The following is a 19,536-nucleotide window of genomic DNA, read 5'->3' on the forward strand; positions in this document are numbered from 1 at the left end:
CTGTTGCCATAAGCCAGTTCTTTCAATCATGGCAGTCCTCCCAGAAAATGCCTTTATTTGTTCATTCCCCGTACAGGCCGGCATCTTCATCATTGGAACAAGACGGCATGCCGGGCGTTGTTTAGCGCCACGATGTGCAGACTGTGCCCCAATGCCGCAGGGCAGACGCAAATGAAGACGGCAGATGAGGAAGCGCCATGCTGAATAAGAATAAATTGATGACCGGGGTCGTTTTTCCCCTGATGTCGATTGCCATTGCAGTCGAGCCGGCTCTTGTGGCCACCGTTGCGCATGCAGCGCCGATGGCGCAGGTTGAGCAACAGGGAACCCTTTCCAACGGCAACGGAGCCATCATTCTTGCGCAGGCCGAAGCGCCGCCGAACCCAGAAGAAGAATTGTTGAAGCGCCGCCAGCGCGAGCAGCAGGGCGAGCCCCAGGCTGAGCCGAAGCGCGAGCCTGAGCAGAAGCGTGAGGAAGCCCCGCAGCGTCCGAAGCGCGAAGCAGCACCTGAACCGCAGGCCGAGCAGCCACAGGAGCGTCCACGCCGCGAAGCAGCGCCAGAAGGTGAAGCACGCCCAGAGCGCCCACGCCGTGAAGCCGCTCCAGAGTCAGCGCCGCAGGCCGAGCCTGAGCAGCAGCAGGAACGTCCGCGCCGCAAGCCCGCCGCAGAGGCTCAGCCTGAAGCCGAAGGCCAGGCACGTCCAGAGCGTCCGCGCCGCGACGCTGCTCCCGAAGCCGCGCCACAGGCCGATCCCGAGCAGCAGCAGGAACGCCCGCGCCGCAAGCCCGCTGCCGAAGCGCAGCCTGAAGCCGAAGGCAAGCAGCCGCCGAAGCCGGACGCGCCGGCAGCAAAGCCCGAAGCCCCGGCCGCTAAGCCTGCGAATGAACCCGCAGCCAATGAAGCTGCACCGGAAAAGCCTGCGAAGCCTGCAAAGCGTCCGGCAGCTCCAGAACCTGCCGAGGGCGCCGCACCGGTGCCTGCGGAACCGCCGACACCTGGTCGCGCTCCTGCACCGACAGAGCAGCCGAACCCGGCCCCAGGCCAGCAGCCATCCGAGCAGCCACGCCCGCCGCGCGCGCAAAACGGCGAACCTGCGCCGGCCCCTGTTCCGGGTGCGCCAGCAGCACCGCTTGACGGCGCAGCGACTGGCCAGGCACCAGCCGGTGAGCCGGTTCCAGCCCAGGTCGCAGCGCCTCAGACAGAAGCGCCTACGACGACCAAGGAACAGCTGGACAAGGCCCGCGCGATAGCCAAGGACCCGTCCAAGTCGGCTGATACCGTCGTGCTGCCCGTGGACAAGGGAGCTGCCGTTCTCGACAGCGACAAGGAAGTCTATCGCAGCGGCAACGAGCAGCTTCGCGAACAGCGTCGTCGTGAACGCGAGCAGGGGCAGGACTTCAAGGTTCCGACCTCGGATGCCGAAGCCCAGGCGGGTGGACGCCGTGACGGACAGCCCGCACCGCAGATCAATATTCAGAACATCACCAATATCCAGGGTGAGCGCATCGACCGCCGTCCGCAGTTCGACCGTCCCGACGGTGTGCGCGAATGGCGTCCCCGCGACATGCCGCGCGACCGCGACATGGGCGACCGCGTGTTCCTGCAGTTCGGTGACCGCGTCGTTGTGCGTGGCAGTGATGACGACCGCTTCGTCAGCGAAGGCGCGAAGCCCTATTATGAGCGCCTTCCTGACGATCGCTACCGCGAAACGATCGAGCGATCCGACGGAACGCAGGTGGTGACGATCCGCAATCGCTATGGTGACGTCATTCAGCGGTCCCGTATCGACGCCCGCGGTCGCGAATATGTGCTGTTCTACGCACCGGAGCTGGCCGATGAACCTGACCGCGAATACGTCTATCGCGACCCTGGTCTCGACCTGCCGCCACTGCGTCTGCGCATCCCCGTCAACGAATATATCATCGATACGTCGTCCGACGATGACCGCGACTATTATCGCTTCCTGGAACAGCCTCCGGTAGAGCCCGTCCAGCGCGTTTACTCCATGGATGAGGTCCGCTACTCGGCTCGTGTGCGTGACATGGTGCGTCGTATCGACCTTGACACCATCACCTTTGCGACCGGCAGTGCCGAAATTCCCATGAGCCAGGCACGCTCGCTGCGCAAGGTTGCCGATGCGATGAACAAGGTGCTGGAAAAGAACCCGGCTGAAACCTTCTTGATCGAAGGCCATACCGATGCCGTGGGTTCGGATGAAAGCAACCTTGTTCTCTCTGACGAACGCGCAGAGTCGGTCGCCAAGGTCTTGACCGAAGTTTACGGCATCCCGCCGGAAAACCTGACGACGCAGGGCTATGGCGAGCGCTACCTGAAGGTCCAAACGCTTGGTCCGAACCAGGAGAACCGTCGCGTTACCATCCGCCGCATCACGCCGCTGGTGCGCCCGGTCGCGCAGAACTAAAATTCCTACCGGTCAATAAGAAGGCCCGGAAGCCATCAGCTTCCGGGCCTTTTCTTGTGTCTTCGCAGTTATTCAGACGAGTGCGACGGCGATCTCGGCTGCGAGGCGGGCATTGTTGCGCACGAGCGAGATATTGGTGTCGAGGCTGCGCCCTTCGGTGATCTCGAAAATCTTTGCCAGCAGATAGGGCGTGACCGCCTTGCCGGTGATGTTGTCTTCCTCGGCTGCCGAAAGCGCGCGCTCGATGTAGATCTCCATCTCTTCACGGCCGATTTCGTCTTCTTCCGGCACCGGGTTGGCGATCAGCATGCCACCTTCGAGGCCGAACTGTTCGCGGGTGGTCTGGAAGTTGGCAATTGCGGCGGGGCTGTTGAGCGTCAGCGGGCTCTTGAGGCCCGACGCGCGCGACCAGAAGGCCGGGAATTCTTGCGAGCCGTAGGTAACGACCGGAACGCCGTTGGTTTCCAGAACTTCAAGCGTCTTCGGCACATCGAGGATCGCCTTAGCGCCAGCGCAGACGACGATGACGCCGGTGCGTGCAAGCTCGGTCAGGTCGGCCGAGATGTCGAAGCTTTCTTCCGCCCCACGGTGTACGCCGCCGATTCCGCCGGTCGCGAAGACCTTGATCCCGGCATGTTCAGCCGCAATCATGGTGGCGGCAACCGTGGTTGCACCTGTCCGACGCTCGGCAATCGCGAAAGCGATGTCGGCGCGTGAGACCTTCATGGCATCCTTGGTCTGTGCCAGCGCTTCCAACTGATCCTTTTCGAGACCGATATGCAGCGTGCCGTGAATGACGGCAATGGTGGCCGGAACCGCGCCATTGTCGCGGATCAGTTTCTCCACGCCTTCAGCCATGCGGATATTGCCCGGATAGGGCATGCCGTGGGTGATGATCGTGGATTCAAGCGCAACGATCGGCGCGCCGCGCTGCTTGGCGGCGGCAACTTCTTCCGAATAGACGATCGGCAGGAGCGGGGAGGTGGTCTTGGTCATGGTCTCTTCCAGTTTAATTAAGCGATCTCTTCACACCATTTCAGCCTGCGGCACAAGCGCCAGTGCGGCGGCAAGCGTCTCCGCATTCAATTCACTGGCCGTTGCAAAAGAAGACTGGACGGTAATGGCAGCTGCGGCGGCACCATGGCGCAAGGCTTCGGTGATGGGTTTGCCGCTGGCAATGGCCGACAGGTAGCCGGATGCCATGGCGTCGCCCGCACCGGTCACATCTTTAACATCCTCGATCAACGGTGGTGTCAGCACGGCGGTGCCGTTATGGTCAAAGGCGACGACGCGTTTGGCGCCACTGGTGATGACGCCGCCGCGTAGGCCGGCCTCTCTTAGCAAAGTCGGCCATTGTCTCACGTCGGTGACAGTCTGGCCTGTCAGCGCGCGCGCTTCTGCTTCGTTCATGAACAGCATGTCGATCTCGGCCAATGCGGGCTTCATACGCACGACTTTGGCTGGCGAAATGGCAATGGCGGCGAGACGCTTTTCGCAGGCACGCGCCGCCATGCCGATCGCGCTCAGCGTATCCTCAGGCAGGTTAGCATCGCAAAGAATGATGTCGGTGGTCTTGATCGCTTCGCGCACGGCGCGCACTTTGAGGCGACGCGGCGTGAAGAGCTTGTAGAGATCCATATCGGCAATGGCGATGACCAGATTGCCGTCGCGCTCCAGGATTGCCGTGTAACTTGGGGTGCTGCGGTCTAGGAAGGTGAAAGGCGTATCCTCGACCCCTGCATCCCGCGCTGCTGCGGCAACCGTCGCACCATTGCCGTCACCGCCACGCGGCGCGATGAGCCTCACCTGGAATCCCAGCCGGGAAAGGTTACGGGCCGCATTGAAACCGCCGCCGCCGGCCTCCTCCATCCAGGAACCGGGGTTGCTCGCGCCTTGCACCGTTTCCGTCTCGATCATGCCGCGCCGGTCGATATGCGCGCCGCCCAGAACGAGTATTTTCTTCACGCTGGCCAATCCTTCTTCACGCGACAAACTGCCAAATCCGATTCGGTGTTTTTCGGCTCTTTCCAACTGACCCCTTGGCAGTGGAAAATCCTTCAACAAAGAAAAACAAAAGCAGAACGAACGGCTTATCGTTATTTGTTTTCAACGGGCTGATGCGCTGTTGTGGAATGAGAACAAAAAGAGTACATACAGTCTACACACTGCTTCGTTGCCTGTGCGGCTTCAATAACCTAAAGGTGGTTCAGATGGCACAAAATTCTTTGCGTCTTGTAGAGGACAATTCGGTGGATAAAAGCAAGGCACTGGAAGCGGCGCTCTCCCAGATCGAACGTTCGTTCGGCAAGGGATCGATCATGAAGCTCGGTTCCAATGAAAACGTCATCGAGGTCGAGACCGTTTCGACGGGATCTCTCAGCCTTGATATTGCGCTCGGCATCGGCGGTCTGCCGAAGGGGCGTATCGTTGAAATTTACGGGCCGGAAAGCTCGGGTAAAACGACCCTGGCACTGCAGACCATTGCAGAAGCCCAGAAGAAGGGCGGCATCTGCGCCTTCGTGGACGCCGAGCACGCGCTCGATCCGGTCTATGCCCGCAAGCTTGGCGTCGATCTTCACAACCTTCTGATTTCGCAGCCCGACACGGGCGAGCAGGCGCTTGAAATTACCGACACGCTGGTGCGCTCCGGTGCCGTGGACGTACTGGTGGTCGACTCCGTCGCTGCTCTGACACCACGTGCTGAAATCGAAGGTGAGATGGGCGACAGCCTGCCGGGTCTCCAGGCCCGTCTGATGAGCCAGGCGCTGCGCAAGCTGACCGCATCCATTTCCAAGTCGAAGACCATGGTGATCTTTATCAACCAGATCCGCATGAAGATCGGTGTGATGTTCGGTTCGCCGGAAACGACGACGGGCGGCAACGCGCTGAAGTTCTACGCCTCGGTTCGTCTCGACATCCGCCGTATCGGCTCGGTCAAGGAGCGTGAAGAGGTTGTTGGTAACCAGACGCGCGTCAAGGTCGTCAAGAACAAGATGGCCCCTCCCTTCAAGCAGGTCGAGTTCGACATCATGTATGGCGAAGGCGTTTCCAAGACGGGCGAACTTGTGGATCTCGGCGTGAAGGCCGGCATCGTCGAGAAGTCTGGTGCCTGGTTCTCCTATAACAGCCAGAGGCTGGGGCAGGGGCGTGAAAACGCCAAGTCTTTCCTGCGCGACAATCCCGCTGTCGCCAACGAAATCGAAATGGCGCTTCGTCAGAATGCCGGCCTGATCGCCGATCGGTTCCTTGAGAACGGCGGACCCGAAGCCGATGCGGATGGTGTAGAACCGGACGCATGATTAAACGCTGCCGGGCTTTCGCCGGCATCGTTGCCCATCGTTGATTGATCCAAGGTCGTGCGATCCCGTCGCGCGGCCTTCGTCATTTTGCTGCCTCATTCTGGCAGAGCCCGGCGCTCTTTGGCTGGACAGGCAGGGTGGCGGACGATAAAAGCCTGTGACTTTTTTATTATCGCTGCGTGAGCGTGGCAATGAAGGACTTCGTATGAGCGGTGTGAATGAAATCCGGTCGACTTTCCTCGACTACTTCAAGAAGAACGGCCATGAAATTGTGCCATCCAGCCCGCTGGTGCCGCGCAACGACCCGACCCTGATGTTCACCAATGCGGGTATGGTCCAGTTCAAGAACGTCTTCACCGGTCTTGAGAGCCGTCCTTATTCGAAGGCCGCTTCGTCGCAAAAGTGCGTTCGCGCGGGCGGCAAGCATAACGACCTCGACAATGTCGGTTACACCGCGCGCCACCACACCTTCTTCGAAATGCTCGGCAACTTTTCGTTCGGTGACTATTTCAAGGAAGAGGCGATCACGCACGCCTGGAACCTGATCACCAAGGAATTCGGCATCGACAAGAACCGTCTTCTGGTGACGGTCTATCATACCGATGACGAAGCTTTCGACCTTTGGAAGAGGATTGCCGGTTTTTCCGATGATCGCATCATCCGCATTCCGACGAGCGATAACTTCTGGGCCATGGGCGACACCGGTCCTTGCGGTCCTTGCTCGGAAATCTTCTACGACCACGGCGATCACATATGGGGCGGACCTCCCGGCTCTGCCGATGAGGATGGCGACCGGTTCATCGAAATCTGGAACCTCGTCTTCATGCAGTATGAGCAGGTGACGAAGGAAGAGCGCATCAACCTGCCGCGTCCATCCATCGACACGGGCATGGGCCTTGAGCGCATCTCTGCATTGCTGCAGGGCAAGCATGACAACTACGATACCGACCTTTTCCGCGCGCTGATCTCGGCCTCCGTCGAAGCGACCGGCGTTCCGGCTGAAGGCGAGAAGCGCGCGAGCCACCGCGTGATTGCCGATCACCTGCGTTCTTCCGCATTTCTGATTGCCGATGGCGTTCTGCCGTCGAATGAAGGCCGCGGTTACGTTCTGCGCCGCATCATGCGTCGCGCCATGCGTCATTCCGAGCTTCTGGGCTCCAAGGAACCGTTGATCTGGAAACTTCTGCCGACGCTTGTCCAGCAGATGGGCCGCGCCTATCCGGAACTCGTGCGCGCCGAAGCCTTGATCTCCGAGACGCTGAAGCTCGAAGAAACCCGCTTCCGCAAGACGCTGGAGCGTGGTCTTTCGCTTCTGTCCGACGCCACGTCCGACCTTTCCAAGGGCGGCATGCTGGACGGCGAAACCGCCTTCAAGCTTTACGATACCTATGGCTTCCCGCTCGATCTGACCCAGGACGCACTACGCGCCCGCGAAATCGGCGTGGACATTGCCGGCTTCACCGATGCCATGGAACGCCAGAAGGCGGAGGCCCGCTCGCACTGGGCCGGTTCCGGCGACAAGGCAACCGAGACCGTCTGGTTCGAGCTGAAGGAAAAGTTCGGCGCGACCGAGTTTCTTGGCTACGACACCGAGACCGCCGAGGGTGTGGTTCAGGCGATCGTCAAGGATGGCAAGTCGGTCGACGCTGCAGCCGAAGGCGAGACTGTCCAGATCGTCGTCAACCAGACGCCGTTCTACGGAGAGTCCGGCGGTCAGATGGGCGACACCGGTGTCATCTCCTCCGACAATGGCAGCGTCACGGTCACCGATACGCAGAAGAAGGGCGAGGGTCTCTTCGTCCATATCGGCAAGGTCGCCAAGGGCGGCGTGAAGCTCGGCGACGCCGTTCAATTGACGGTCGATCATGATCGCCGATCGCGCCTGCGTGCCAACCACTCCGCAACCCACCTGCTGCACGAAGCGCTTCGCGAGGTTCTCGGAACCCATGTGGCCCAGAAGGGCTCGCTTGTGGCACCGGAACGTCTGCGCTTCGACGTGTCGCATCCAAAGCCGATGACGGCGGAAGAGCTCAAGGTCGTCGAGGAGATGGCGAACGAGATCATTCTCCAGAACTCGCCGGTCGTCACGCGCTTGATGAGCGTGGACGATGCGATTGCAGAAGGCGCGATGGCGCTCTTTGGCGAAAAATATGGCGATGAAGTGCGCGTCGTCTCCATGGGCACCGGTATCCATGGCGCCAAGGCCAACCGGCCTTATTCAGTCGAACTTTGTGGCGGTACGCATGTCTCCGCTACGGGACAGATTGGCCTCGTGCGTATTCTTGGCGAAAGTGCCGTTGGTGCGGGCGTGCGCCGCGTTGAAGCGGTCACGGGACCGGGTGCGCTTGCCTATCTTGCGGAGCAGGATGACCGGGTGAAAACACTTGCCTCGTCGCTGCGCGTGCAGCCAGGCGATGTTATCTCGCGCGTCGAGGGTCTGCTGGATGAGCGCAAGAAGCTGGAGCGCGAACTGGCTGACGCTCGCCGCAAGCTCGCCATGGGCGGCGGTTCGGCGGAAGGCTCGGCCGGCGATACCAGAGAGGTCGCTGGCGTGAAGTTCATGGCAAAGGCCATGTCCGGCATCGACGCCAAGGATCTGAAGGGTCTCGCAGACGATGCCAAGACCAATCTGGGCTCTGGCGTGGTGCTGCTGATTGCCGTATCCGAGGACGGAAAGGCCAGTGCCGTTGCAGCGGTCACCGAAGACCTGACGTCGCGTTTCAGCGCGGTCGATCTGGTGCGTACGGCGTCGGCTGCTCTCGGCGGCAAGGGTGGCGGTGGACGTCCGGATATGGCGCAGGCTGGTGGCCCCGATGGATCGAAGGCTGATGAAGCCATTGAAGCAGTTGCAGCGTCGCTCGCGAGCTGATCTTGTTCAACGTCGTGGGAAAGCAGCTGAGCTGCCCTGCGTTTGATTGCTGACATTCAAGGGCCGGAACTTCGAAGATGAGGTTCCGGCCCTCTTTGTTTCAGTCATGGGTTCACGACGCTATAATGACAGCGTGATAGCGTACTGGTAGCTTTCGAGTGATTGCGTCGTCGTGCGTTTGTGGTGGAGGGCAGGATGAGACGTCGACGTGTTTTGTTTCGCTCTCACAGGCCGCTTCAGAGCGTCGTAACCGTCCAACCGCATCCGCGTTGCAGTCCGATCATCGTGCGCTGGGTGACGACGCAGGGGAACTGAATGTATCTATGACGGTTCGATGGCTTGGCAGCTGACAGGCTACCCGCATGATGCTGTCTTCTCCAACCTGACCCTCCCTCGCGGGAGGGTTTTTTTTGGCTTGGAGATCCGTGCGTCCTATTGGAGGCACAAATGACGCTCTGTCTTCTTTGATCTACGCATCGTGCTTTAGGAACCGGTGCGATGCCATCCGCATTGTCTCCTTAACAAAGGAGACGACCATGGAAAATTATGCAGAACTTCGGGAGCAGATCGCGCAGGATCTCGATACGCTCAGCCGCACCGAAAGCCCGAAATCCATCTTTGAAATTGCCGATGATTATCTGCTGGGAAATCCGTCGCTGAAACGCGAACTGGTCGAGGATATCATCAAGGAAGAGGCGGATAAGCGAAACATCCCTATCCATTGAACGGATCGCAAATCGCTCACACGGAAGCTTCAGGGAATTCGCTTAGATAACTGAAGACAAAGAAAAACCCGCCGAAGCGGGTTTTTCTTTTGGTGCGGTCGAGAAGACTCGAACTTCCACGGGTTGCCCCACAGCGACCTCAACGCTGCGCGTCTACCAATTCCGCCACGACCGCATCGTGGTAGGGTCGACTTGCGCCGACGGGGGTGCATGTAGCAAAAGGATTTTGGGTGCACAAGAGCGCCGTGACAGTTTTTTGAAATTAAAAACAGGCCTTTGCCTTCCTATATGGAAGAAGCCCGCAAACGCTGGGCTTGCAGCCTCTATTTCATTCTGCCAGAAGGCTGTGGAAAGGACATTTTCATGCTCACACGCACCGATCTTACCTCCACGATGTACCCGAGCGCCGGTTCTCCTGCCGTACGCTGGCGAATCTCTGACGGGCTGGTGCCCTACGAGCAGGCGATCGAGGAGATGGAGCGTGAGGTCGCAGCCATCGCTGCCGGCGAAGCGGACGAGCTTGTATGGCTCCTGGAGCATCCACCGCTTTACACGGCGGGCACGAGTGCCGATTCGTCGGACCTGATCGAGCCGGACCGCTTTCCCGTCTTCGCAACCGGACGGGGCGGGGAGTACACCTATCATGGCCCAGGCCAGCGGGTGGTCTATGTGATGCTCGATCTCAAGCGCAGACGCCAGGATGTGCGCGCCTATGTGGCGGCACTGGAGGAGGTCATCATCCGCACGCTCGACAAGATGAACGTCAAGGGCGAGCGGCGTGAAGATCGGGTCGGCGTGTGGGTTCGCCGGCCGGAAAAGCCACTGCTGCCGGATGGCTCCATGTCGGAGGACAAGATCGCAGCGCTCGGCATTCGCCTGCGCAAGTGGGTGAGCTTTCATGGCCTGTCGATTAATGTCGATCCCGACCTGACCCACTTCGGCGGCATCGTCCCCTGCGGCATCACTCAATACGGCGTCACCAGCCTCGTCGATCTCGGCCTCTTGGTGATGATCAACGATGTGGATGTCTTCCTGCGGGAGGCCTTCGAGGAGGTCTTTGGCGATACCGCGAATGAGGGCGCAGGGGCGGCGTCTTAATTCGGGTTTGCTACGCCCATTGTGTTTCTGAGAGCCAGCTCCGCATCATGTCGGATAACAGACAGTCTTCCAGCCTTCGCCAGATTTCAACTGTCTGTGCCTGTCCTTCCAACAGCAACTTCAGATAGGCCGAAAGGGTCATGAATGACCGTTCTCGGCAAAGGGAGCGGTCGCTCGATGATACGCAAGCGGCCCGTCGCAAGAATCTGATCAAGTGACGCCGGCCGGCCGAGCAGGTAGCCCTGTGCTTCCCCGCATCCTTCCGATTCCAGAAGGGAGAGCTGTTCCCTTGTTTCCACCCCTTCCGCCAATACCGGAATTTTAAGGCCCTTGCCGAGAGCCAAGACTGTGCGGATAATGGTCAGCGCTTCCTGACTGCTGTGGCTTTCGTCGATGAAGGAGCGGTCGAGCTTGATCTTGCTGAAAGGGAAAGACCGCAGCGTGTCTATCGAAGAATAGCCAACGCCGAAGTCGTCCAGCGCAATGGAAACTCCATAGGATTTGATTTGGCGAAGCATGTGAAAGGCACGCTCGCGATCCTTCAGGATGGCGGTCTCGGTAAGTTCAAGCTCCAGTCGATGCGGAGGGAGACCGGTTTCGAGAAGGATGCTCATGACGAGCTTCGGCAGATCGCCGGCTGCAAACTGAACGGCAGAGAGGTTGACGGCAACCTTGCAGGCTGGCTCCCAGGAGGCCGCGGCTGCGCATGCGGTGCGCAGCACCCACTCGCCAAGTTGCAGGATAAGGCCGGTTTCCTCCGCCAGCGGAATGAAATCTGATGGCGGGATGAAACCACGTTCCGGATGGTGCCACCGCAGCAGTGCTTCGTAGCCCGTGATCTCGCCAGTCGAAACGGAGGTCTGTACCTGGTAGTGGATCGAGAGTTCATCGCGGGAGAGTGCCTTGCGCAAATCAGCCGCCATGCAGCGCCTTGCTTTGACGGCCTTGTCCATGCCCGCCTCATAGAAGCAGACACGCTTTTCGGTGAGCTGCGACTTGGCGCGGTACATGGCGAGGTCCGCGTTACTGACAAGCGTTTCCTTAGTGGTTGCGTCGTCGGGGTAGAGGGCGACACCGAAGCTTGCGCCAGCAACAATTTGGGCTTCGTCGATATTGATCGGAGTGAACATCACCATTTCAAGACGTTTCAGAAATCGGTTTATGCCGACCATTTGGTCGTCCTGAATACGGAATAGAGCGGCGAACTCATCTCCGCCAACGCGGGCAACGAACTCGCCCTTGTCCTCCCGAACCAAATTCTTGAGCCGCAGACCAAGGTCGGTCAACACGTCATCGCCGACATGGTGGCCACGGGTGTCGTTGATCTCCTTGAACCGGTTGAGATCGATGCCGATCATGGCTAGCCGGCCCTTTTGCGCATCGGCGAGCGCGAGCTCTTCCTCCAGCCTCTCGTTGAAGTTGGCGCGATTGGGAAGGCCGGTTAGCGCGTCGTATAACGCCATTTGACGAAGATGCGCTATGGTCTCGGCGCGTGTGCCATTGTCTATGAGGTAGCTCACCAGACCGCAGGCAACGATGACGAAAGCCATGCCGGAAATCGCGATGGCCAGCGTCCAGAGCGAGTCCGGGTTGGAGAAGGATCCATCGACATACATCGGTTCGACCTGGAATGCAGTCATTCCTGTGAAGTGCAAGACGGCAATTGCAAGCGTGAGGACCACGGCCATGACGTTGCTGCCTTTGCGCATGCCAAAATGCAGCGCAGCCGATGAAAGACCTACGGAAAGAACGATCGAGGCGACGAGGTAAGTCCTGTCCCAGGATACGATCCCCTGAACCCGGTAAGCCATCATACCGGTATAGTGCATTGTGGAAATGGCGAGACCGACGATCGCGCCGCCCAAGGCGGGCATGATGGGATGACGGTTGCTGACTGCCACGGCAAAACCGATCGCATTGCCGAACAGGACGACCGAAAGCGAAGCAACCGTCAACGACAAATCGAAGCCGATGGGCACGCCTGCGTCATAGCCAAGCATGGCGACGAAATGTGTGCACCAGATCGCCACGCCTGCAGAAAGCGCCGTCATGGCCTGCCAGCCGATGCGCTGCTTCCCGGTCGCGGTCGTCGTTTTACTGAAAAGCCGGGATGTCACCCACGAACCGGTGCCGCAGAGTATCACTGCCACAAGCACGAGCCAGATGTTGTGTTCGTAGACGATGCATCCCAGCACAGTCATCATTACAGTCGCCCCTTTTAGGAAGGCACTGCATCAGAGCAAACGCAGCAGCCGTTTACTGCGTTCGCAGGCCGGGTGAATGGCAATGTGATGGTTTACTACACAACGAGTTAATAATTTATATGGCCTACAACAAAATTCTACAACATTCACAATGGCTTAGATCAATCCTAGGTAGGTTTTGAGGGTTGTCTGACGCATCTTTTGATAGAATGAGATGCGCCAAAGACGCTGCGACGTCAGGCTGTCTGCATTTTTTTTATGATGGAATCGTCGATCTCCTGAGCACGCAGGAAAGCCGGGCGCTGACCGAGGCGACCGAGATAATCGGCGAAGGACTTGCGCTTCTCGATCGAACCGAATTGCAGACCCCATCCAATATGCGAGCCCACATAGACGTCGGCGGCGGTGAAGCTGTCGCCAGCAATGAAAGGGTTCTGCGTCACGGCGTACTCGAGGGTGTCCATCAGGTCTTCGAAGCGTCCGCATCCGGCCATGCGATACTTGTCTTCCGGAATCACAAGACCCATTGCGCGGTTGCTGACACCCATTTCCAGAGGTCCGGCCGCAAAGAAGAGCCAGCGATAGTAAAGGCCACGATGGTTGGTCGGAGGGGCAAGACCCTTTTCCGGAAAGGCGTCGGCCAGATAGGCGCAGATGGCTGCGCATTCCGTCACGACGACGTCGCCGTGTTTGATCGCGGGCACCTTGCCCATAGGATTGATCGCCTTGTACTCGCCAGCCTTCATGTCGCTGTCGAAGCCGATAATTCTGGTGTCGTAAGATGCGCCCACTTCCTCCAGCATCCAGCGGATGATGCGTCCGCGTGACATGGGATGGGTGTAGAATGTCAGATCGCTCATGTCTCTCTCCCTTGTTGAGCAGAGTTTGCTCCGGCAGCATGACCTAATCAAGACATCGATTGGGGGCAAAAGAAAACCCGGCGCGAAGGCCGGGTTTTCGAAGGTCTCTAAAGGGTTAGATGCCGATCAGGCAGCCATGGCCTTCTTGAGGTTTTCGTCGATCTTGTCGAGGAAAGCGGTGGTGGAGAGCCAAGGCTGATCCGGACCGATGAGGAGCGCGAGGTCCTTGGTCATGTAGCCGGCTTCGACGGTGTCGACGCAGACGGTTTCAAGCGTCGTGGCGAACTTTGCCAGTTCAGCATTGTCGTCCAGCTTGGCGCGGTGGGCGAGGCCACGGGTCCATGCGAAGATCGATGCGATCGAGTTGGTCGAGGTTTCCTGACCCTTCTGGTGCTGGCGGTAGTGGCGCGTCACCGTGCCGTGCGCCGCTTCTGCTTCGACCGTGCGGCCATCCGGAGACAGGAGAACCGAGGTCATCAGGCCGAGCGAGCCGAAGCCCTGTGCCACGGTATCCGACTGAACGTCGCCGTCATAGTTCTTGCAGGCCCAGATGTAGCCGCCGGACCACTTCAGCGCGGAAGCGACCATGTCGTCGATGAGGCGGTGCTCGTAGGTGATGCCGGCTTCGTCGAACTGCGCCTTGAATTCGCTCTGGTAGACTTCTTCGAAGATGTCCTTGAAGCGACCGTCATAGGCCTTCAGGATGGTGTTCTTCGTGGAGAGGTAAACCGGCCACTTGCGCATCAGGCCGTAGTTCATCGATGCACGGGCGAATTCGCGGATGGAATCGTCGAGGTTGTACATGGCAAGAGCCACGCCAGCGCTCGGAGCGTCGAACACGTCCTTCTCGATGACCTGGCCATCTTCGCCAACGAACTTGATTGTCAGCTTGCCCTTGCCGGGGAACTTGAAATCGGTTGCCTTGTACTGGTCGCCGAAAGCGTGACGGCCGACAACGATCGGCTGGGTCCAGCCTGGAACCAGGCGCGGAACGTTCTTGCAGATGATCGGCTCGCGGAAGATGACGCCGCCCAGAATGTTGCGGATCGTGCCGTTCGGGCTCTTCCACATCTGCTTGAGGTTGAATTCTTCCACGCGGGCTTCGTCCGGCGTGATGGTCGCGCACTTGATGCCGACGCCATGCTTCTTGATGGCGTGTGCCGCATCAACGGTTACCTGGTCGTTGGTAGCGTCGCGGTTTTCAACGGAAAGATCGTAATATTCGATATCGAGATCGAGGTATGGCAGGATCAGCTTGTCCTTGATGAGCTGCCAGATGATACGGGTCATTTCGTCGCCGTCGAGATCGACGACCGGATTGGCTACCTTGATCTTTGTCATGAATTCCTCACCTTCGAGAACGGTTGCGCCCAATCGAGCGCCATAAGGGTCAATATCCCGTGGCGCTATAGCATTGCGAGCGGCAGAGGCAAAGCCATCGGTCAGCTTTTTTGGCCTTTCTAAAAGCCTTGTTACCGGATTGCCAAAACACATTCGCGGATTAGATTCAGGCGAATCGCTTACGTTGGGTAAGCTGAAGTTTCAGGACGTCATCATGCAGAAAGTTCTGCTCGCCATTGCCGCACTATTCCTTTCCTCCAGCGCCTTTGCCGCCGATCCCACCGAGCCGGTGAAGAAGGTCATGGATATTACGGTGAAGAACTGGTCCGGCGAGGCCGATGACTGGAAGTATATTTTCGACGAAGATCTGCTGACGACGCTCTTCAGCAAGGCGTTCATCGCCCAATATCGCGAAGCCTCGAAGAAGCCCGCCTATGAGGCAGAGGCAGGCGAGAAGGGCGACCCCTTCGGTTACGACGTGGTCACCAATTCGCAGGACGGCTGCCCGCTGCAGGACGTCAACATCTCGGCAGCGCCGCCCAAGGATGGCGTGAGCGACGTCACCGTCAAGTTCAAGCTCTGGGCCTGCATGGATGAGGCCGAGATGAAGGCGACCGTCGATCAGGTCAATTTCGATGTGATCGAAGAAGACGGCAAGCCGGTCATCAATGACATTCATCGTGTTGGCGATGAGGGCCGCGATTCCGTGCAGCAAGAGATGGCAAACATCATCAAGGGCGAATAAGCCGCGCGTAACACACGCCTTGCCTTTGATTTGCGCGGAAAACTGTGCCAGTGAAGCCTAAAAATTGGAAGGCGACTATGGCAGGTACAAACAGCGATCTTGAACTCATTGCCGAAGGCCCGGCGATCATTCTGGTCGAGCCTCAGCTTGGCGAAAATATCGGTATGGTAGCACGCGCCATGGCGAATTTCGGGCTGGCAGAGCTGCGTCTGGTCAATCCGCGCGATGGCTGGCCGAGCGAGAAAGCACGCGCGGCCGCCTCCAAGGCCGATCATGTCATTGATGCCACCAAGGTCTACGAAACGCTGGAGGATGCGGTTCGCGATCTAAACTTCGTCTATGCGACGACGGCACGCGAGCGTTACGGCTTCAAGCCGGTGCGCGCGCCTGTCACTGCGACCGAAACCCTGCGCGCCAAGTTCAAGGCAGGCGAAAGGACCGGCATCATGTTCGGTCGCGAGCGCTGGGGCCTGACGAACGAGGAAGTGGCGCTGGCCGACGAGATCGTGACGTTCCCCGTCAACCCGGCCTTCGCATCGCTCAACATCGCACAGGCTGTGCTGTTGATGTCTTATGAGTGGATGAAATCCGGCATGGAGGACCTTGCCGAGACTGCGTTCCAGTCGGTGCAGCAACGTCCTTCCACCAAGGAACAGGTTTTCGGCCTGTTCGACCAGATCGAAGAGGCGCTGGATGCGCGTGGATATTTCCACCCGGCTGAAAAAAAGCCCAAAATGGTCGACAATCTGCGCGCTGTTCTGTCACGACGGGGATTTACGGAGCAGGAGATCAGCGTGTTTCGCGGCGTGATCAAGTCGCTGGACGCGTTTCCGCGCCGCTGGCCGAAACGGACAGAGAAAAGCGCCGAAGGCGAGGGGACACCGACGAATGGCTCTGGCGACAACGACTGATCTTCCCGTCTCAAAGCCGGTTCTCGTCTTCGATTCCGGCATCGGCGGGTTGACGGTCTTGCGCGAGGCGCGGGTTTTGATGCCCGAGCGTGGCTTCATCTATGTCGCAGACGATGCGGGTTTCCCTTATGGCGGATGGGAAGAGGATGGGTTGCGCCAGCGCATACTGTCGCTGTTTGCCCAATTGCTCGACACCTACCAACCGGAAATCTGCATCATCGCCTGCAATACGGCTTTCACGCTCGCCGGTGCTGACCTGCGGGCCGCTTTTCCCGACATGACCTTCGTCGGAACGGTACCCGCCATCAAGCCCGCGGCGGAACGCACCCGCTCAGGCCTTGTGTCTGTGCTGGCGACGCCTGGTACGGTGAAGCGGGCCTATACGCGCGACCTCATCCAGTCTTTCGCCTCGCAATGTCACGTGCGCCTCGTCGGCTCGGAAAATCTGGCGCGCATGGCAGAAAGCTGGATCAGGGGTGAGAGCGTCTCGGATGATGCCGTGCTGGCCGAAATTTCGCCGTGCTTCATCGAGGATCAGGGCCGGCGCACCGACATCGTGGTGCTTGCCTGTACGCATTATCCGTTCATGGCGAATGTGTTCCGCAGGCTCGCGCCGTGGCCGGTAGACTGGCTCGATCCGGCAGAGGCAATTGCCCGGCAGGCACGCCGCAAGGTCGAGGTGCTACAGGGTGCCGAGCATCCTGAGGGTTTTGATTTCGCGATCTTTACCTCAGGTCAGCCGGATTTCACGACGAGAAGACTGATGCAGGGCTTTGGTTTGAAGATCGAGCAAGACTGAGCGCCGAGCTCAGGAAGTAGGACGCGTCGATCAAAGAAGATAACGCGTCCTTTGTGCGCCCGGTTAAACGCACGGCGTTCTAAGTCCATTGTGACATTTTTGCACTGATGAAAGCTCATTGATGCAATTCGAGATTGAACCTCTTGCGGGCGAATCGAAGATGTGTCAAAAAAATCGGGCCCGCAACTCAAGAAACAGGAGGCGTTAGATGACTACATTTAAGCATTTTTGCCTCTCTGGTATGGTTATGTCCGTAGCTCCGGCGATGTCCGGAATGATGCTTCGCGCATACCGACGTGGAATCGCTATCTAAGCTTTTCCCTGCCTTTGCAGGCGTTTTCACTATACATCACGGTGTGTCGATAGTCTTTTGACCTCGCAGTCTGTTGCTGCGCAGAACGTTTCCGCACGCCTTTTTCCATCACAAGAGGACCTGGTTGCTATCTTGCGCCGGGACGGATGACCTATGTCTAAACAACAATCTTTGAGTGTAAATGATCTTTCCAGGACCGTCGACGAGTTGGTTCGCCGCTTCGGTGCCTGGGCCACACTGAGGGCGGCAGTTCTGGGTGCAATGAAGCATCGGCAGACGAGAAACCATGCCACTCATCTCAGCGATCGGCTTCGGCGGGATGCCGGCCTTCCGGTGCGCGAACCGATGCTTGGCCAGCCGCTGGTGCCGCCCTGGTTTCCTCGGTTCTAAAGCATGGTCCACGCAAAAGTGTGCAGCGGTTTTGCGATAACGACGTGCGAGAAAACGAAGAGCGAAAGCGTAATAAGCGAATCCCAAAGATTGCGACACGCTTTCGAGACCAAGCGTAATCCACCGCTGCGCCATGCGTTATCGGTTTGCCGCAGCGGTTTTATTCCTGCTGAGGCTGTGCCCCTTTCAAGGCAGGATTTTTCAGGTCGATGCGACTTGTCTCTTCCGGCAGAAACTGTGGGCCGACGATGCGCACCTTGCTGTTCTTCGGATCGTATTCTCTTTCAGGGACGGGGGATGCCTTGGCCTCGACCTGCGGAGCGGGTTCGGGCGACGCTGGTGTGGGGTTTTCCGTCTTCGGGGCAGGGATCCGGGTGATGCCGGAATAGGATTGATCGGGAGAGGATTGTGGCGCTCTCGCTTGCTCTTCCTGCTTCCTCATCTCCTGATGATAGGCCGCCATGTTGCAGGAACATGATGGTGAGCGCGTCGAGGGTGAGCCGTTGCGATAGGCAAAAGCGGTTGGCATCGACTTGTATGGCTGGCCGGTCTTGGCCGAGACCATATCGGAACTCTCTTGCCCCACCATGGAATGGTAGAAGAGTTCCGTCTCGGTGCCCGGGCACATCCGCTCGCACTGGGCAGCTTGAGCACTGAAATCCATCGGCGTCGCATTGGAGGATATGGGGAAGAAGGCTCCGTCGCAAGTGCGCACGCAAAGCGTCCTCAAGCCACCCTCGGCCGGCATATCTGGTGTCGGGCCGTAATTGCCAATGTCCCTTTGATTGTCATTGAAGGGGTCGGTGTAGCCACGGGGCTGGGCATCCAGGCCTGGGTCCGTCGATGCGTAATCGGGTGGCCGACGGTCGAGGCAGCCCTCCGCATCCAGCGCTGCCATGATCCGATCCCACCGGTCGGCGGCTTCGGTGCGACGGCTCGCAAGCATACGATTGCGGTCTTCAGCGATCATGTCCCGTTCGGCTTCCGCTTGCGCCAGTGCATCCGCGATATCACCGCAGATTTGCGCATTGGGATTTCCATAGACAGTCACGCTACCCGATGAGCAGCCGTAGCTTCGCAGATCGTTCTTGATACGGCGGATCACGAGGTTCTGCTGTGCCAGCGCATTGGCAAATTGCCGGACCTGCGCTGTGGTGCCGATAACCTCAGTGGACTCTGCCGGTTGTCTCAGCTGTGCTTCGAGGGTTTCGCAGATGTCCTGCGCCTGTACGGCAACGGGTGCGACGAGGAGGGCGGCCAATAGGGAACCGATGAGACGGTTGCGGCGCGGCGCCGGGCGCCCATTCGTTTTCTGCAGGCCCGTCAGCATTCAGTCGGCATCCCTTTCAACATCAATCACCAACGCTCGCGGCAGGATTAAGTTCAGGATAGCATAGGGCTGTGCCGCAATGCGGCAACAGCAGTTTCAAAATTGCGTTAATTCGAAGTGACGCAATAACGTCAGGCTTGAAGCGTGTCGCGATCGTCCAGATTCGCTCCTTACGATTTAGGTCCTTGTTTCGCCGCGTGGTGTCATCGCAAAACCGCTGCACAATTTT

At 58.9% G+C, this 19,536-nt stretch carries 14 protein-coding genes and 1 tRNA gene; 8 read left to right on the top strand and 7 right to left on the bottom strand.

What is annotated here, in order from left to right; genetic code table 11:
• Positions 1 to 197: 197 nt before the first annotated feature.
• Complete coding sequence (locus ACTJK5_RS04335) at positions 198 to 2,423, top strand: OmpA family protein (protein WP_113260530.1); 2,226 nt, start codon at positions 198 to 200, stop codon at positions 2,421 to 2,423.
• A 72-nt stretch (positions 2,424 to 2,495) separates the two neighbouring features.
• Here the strand turns inward: ACTJK5_RS04335 and ACTJK5_RS04340 are convergent, their stop codons facing one another.
• The gene (locus tag ACTJK5_RS04340) at positions 2,496 to 3,419 is read right to left on the bottom strand and encodes a pseudouridine-5'-phosphate glycosidase (RefSeq protein ID WP_113260531.1); all 924 of its coding nucleotides are present in this window, start codon (positions 3,417 to 3,419) and stop codon (positions 2,496 to 2,498) included.
• A gap of 30 nt (positions 3,420 to 3,449) precedes the next feature.
• On the bottom strand, positions 3,450 to 4,388 hold the full coding sequence (locus ACTJK5_RS04345; RefSeq protein ID WP_440611911.1) for a carbohydrate kinase family protein: 939 nt from the start codon (positions 4,386 to 4,388) through the stop codon (positions 3,450 to 3,452).
• 245 nt (positions 4,389 to 4,633) lie between these two features.
• Between ACTJK5_RS04345 and recA the strand changes: the two genes are divergently transcribed.
• The 3 genes from recA (at position 4,634) to ACTJK5_RS04360 (ending at position 9,316) form a co-directional block, all read left to right on the top strand.
• Positions 4,634 to 5,722 (top strand): recombinase RecA, encoded by a 1,089-nt coding sequence (gene recA / locus ACTJK5_RS04350; RefSeq protein ID WP_062427486.1) that lies wholly within the window; start codon positions 4,634 to 4,636, stop codon positions 5,720 to 5,722.
• A gap of 205 nt (positions 5,723 to 5,927) precedes the next feature.
• The gene (gene alaS, locus ACTJK5_RS04355; RefSeq protein ID WP_062427485.1) at positions 5,928 to 8,591 is read left to right on the top strand and encodes an alanine--tRNA ligase; all 2,664 of its coding nucleotides are present in this window, start codon (positions 5,928 to 5,930) and stop codon (positions 8,589 to 8,591) included.
• A 536-nt stretch (positions 8,592 to 9,127) separates the two neighbouring features.
• A complete protein-coding gene (locus ACTJK5_RS04360; RefSeq protein ID WP_062427484.1) occupies positions 9,128 to 9,316 on the top strand; it encodes a hypothetical protein in 189 nt (62 codons plus the stop codon).
• A gap of 90 nt (positions 9,317 to 9,406) precedes the next feature.
• On the opposite strand, the gene ACTJK5_RS04365 is transcribed toward ACTJK5_RS04360, so the two are convergent.
• Positions 9,407 to 9,491 (bottom strand) — tRNA-Leu (locus tag ACTJK5_RS04365).
• Between the two features lie 188 nt (positions 9,492 to 9,679).
• Here ACTJK5_RS04365 and lipB point away from each other — a divergent pair.
• Positions 9,680 to 10,414, top strand: a complete 735-nt coding sequence (gene lipB / locus ACTJK5_RS04370; protein ID WP_062427555.1) for a lipoyl(octanoyl) transferase LipB — start codon at positions 9,680 to 9,682, stop codon at positions 10,412 to 10,414.
• 86 nt (positions 10,415 to 10,500) lie between these two features.
• Here the strand turns inward: lipB and ACTJK5_RS04375 are convergent, their stop codons facing one another.
• From ACTJK5_RS04375 to ACTJK5_RS04385, 3 genes are all read right to left on the bottom strand, one after another.
• Positions 10,501 to 12,618 carry a sensor domain-containing diguanylate cyclase gene (locus ACTJK5_RS04375; protein ID WP_062427474.1) on the bottom strand — a complete coding sequence of 706 codons (2,118 nt, stop codon included), beginning with the start codon at positions 12,616 to 12,618 and terminating at the stop codon, positions 10,501 to 10,503.
• A gap of 236 nt (positions 12,619 to 12,854) precedes the next feature.
• Entirely contained in the window at positions 12,855 to 13,478 is a 624-nt protein-coding gene (locus ACTJK5_RS04380; RefSeq protein WP_062427473.1) for a glutathione S-transferase family protein, read from the bottom strand.
• A gap of 126 nt (positions 13,479 to 13,604) precedes the next feature.
• Complete coding sequence (locus tag ACTJK5_RS04385; RefSeq protein ID WP_062427554.1) at positions 13,605 to 14,819, bottom strand: NADP-dependent isocitrate dehydrogenase; 1,215 nt, start codon at positions 14,817 to 14,819, stop codon at positions 13,605 to 13,607.
• Positions 14,820 to 15,033: 214 nt separating this feature from the next.
• On the opposite strand from ACTJK5_RS04385, the gene ACTJK5_RS04390 reads away from it, so the two are divergent.
• The 3 genes from ACTJK5_RS04390 (at position 15,034) to murI (ending at position 17,274) form a co-directional block, all read left to right on the top strand.
• Positions 15,034 to 15,564, top strand: a complete 531-nt coding sequence (locus ACTJK5_RS04390; RefSeq protein ID WP_062427553.1) for a hypothetical protein — start codon at positions 15,034 to 15,036, stop codon at positions 15,562 to 15,564.
• Between the two features lie 77 nt (positions 15,565 to 15,641).
• Positions 15,642 to 16,475, top strand: a complete 834-nt coding sequence (locus ACTJK5_RS04395) for an RNA methyltransferase (RefSeq protein ID WP_062427472.1) — start codon at positions 15,642 to 15,644, stop codon at positions 16,473 to 16,475.
• Positions 16,453 to 17,274, top strand: coding sequence for a glutamate racemase (murI, locus tag ACTJK5_RS04400; RefSeq protein ID WP_116493821.1), 822 nt, complete (start codon positions 16,453 to 16,455; stop codon positions 17,272 to 17,274). The genes ACTJK5_RS04395 and murI overlap by 23 nt, the downstream gene beginning before the upstream one ends.
• Before the next feature lie 863 nt (positions 17,275 to 18,137).
• On the opposite strand, the gene ACTJK5_RS04405 is transcribed toward murI, so the two are convergent.
• Complete coding sequence (locus ACTJK5_RS04405; RefSeq protein ID WP_440611912.1) at positions 18,138 to 19,307, bottom strand: DUF2865 domain-containing protein; 1,170 nt, start codon at positions 19,305 to 19,307, stop codon at positions 18,138 to 18,140.
• Positions 19,308 to 19,536 lie beyond the last annotated feature (229 nt).

The sequence above is a fragment of the Agrobacterium sp. 22094 genome, assembly GCF_052046015.1.
Lineage (GTDB): Bacteria > Pseudomonadota > Alphaproteobacteria > Rhizobiales > Rhizobiaceae > Agrobacterium > Agrobacterium cavarae.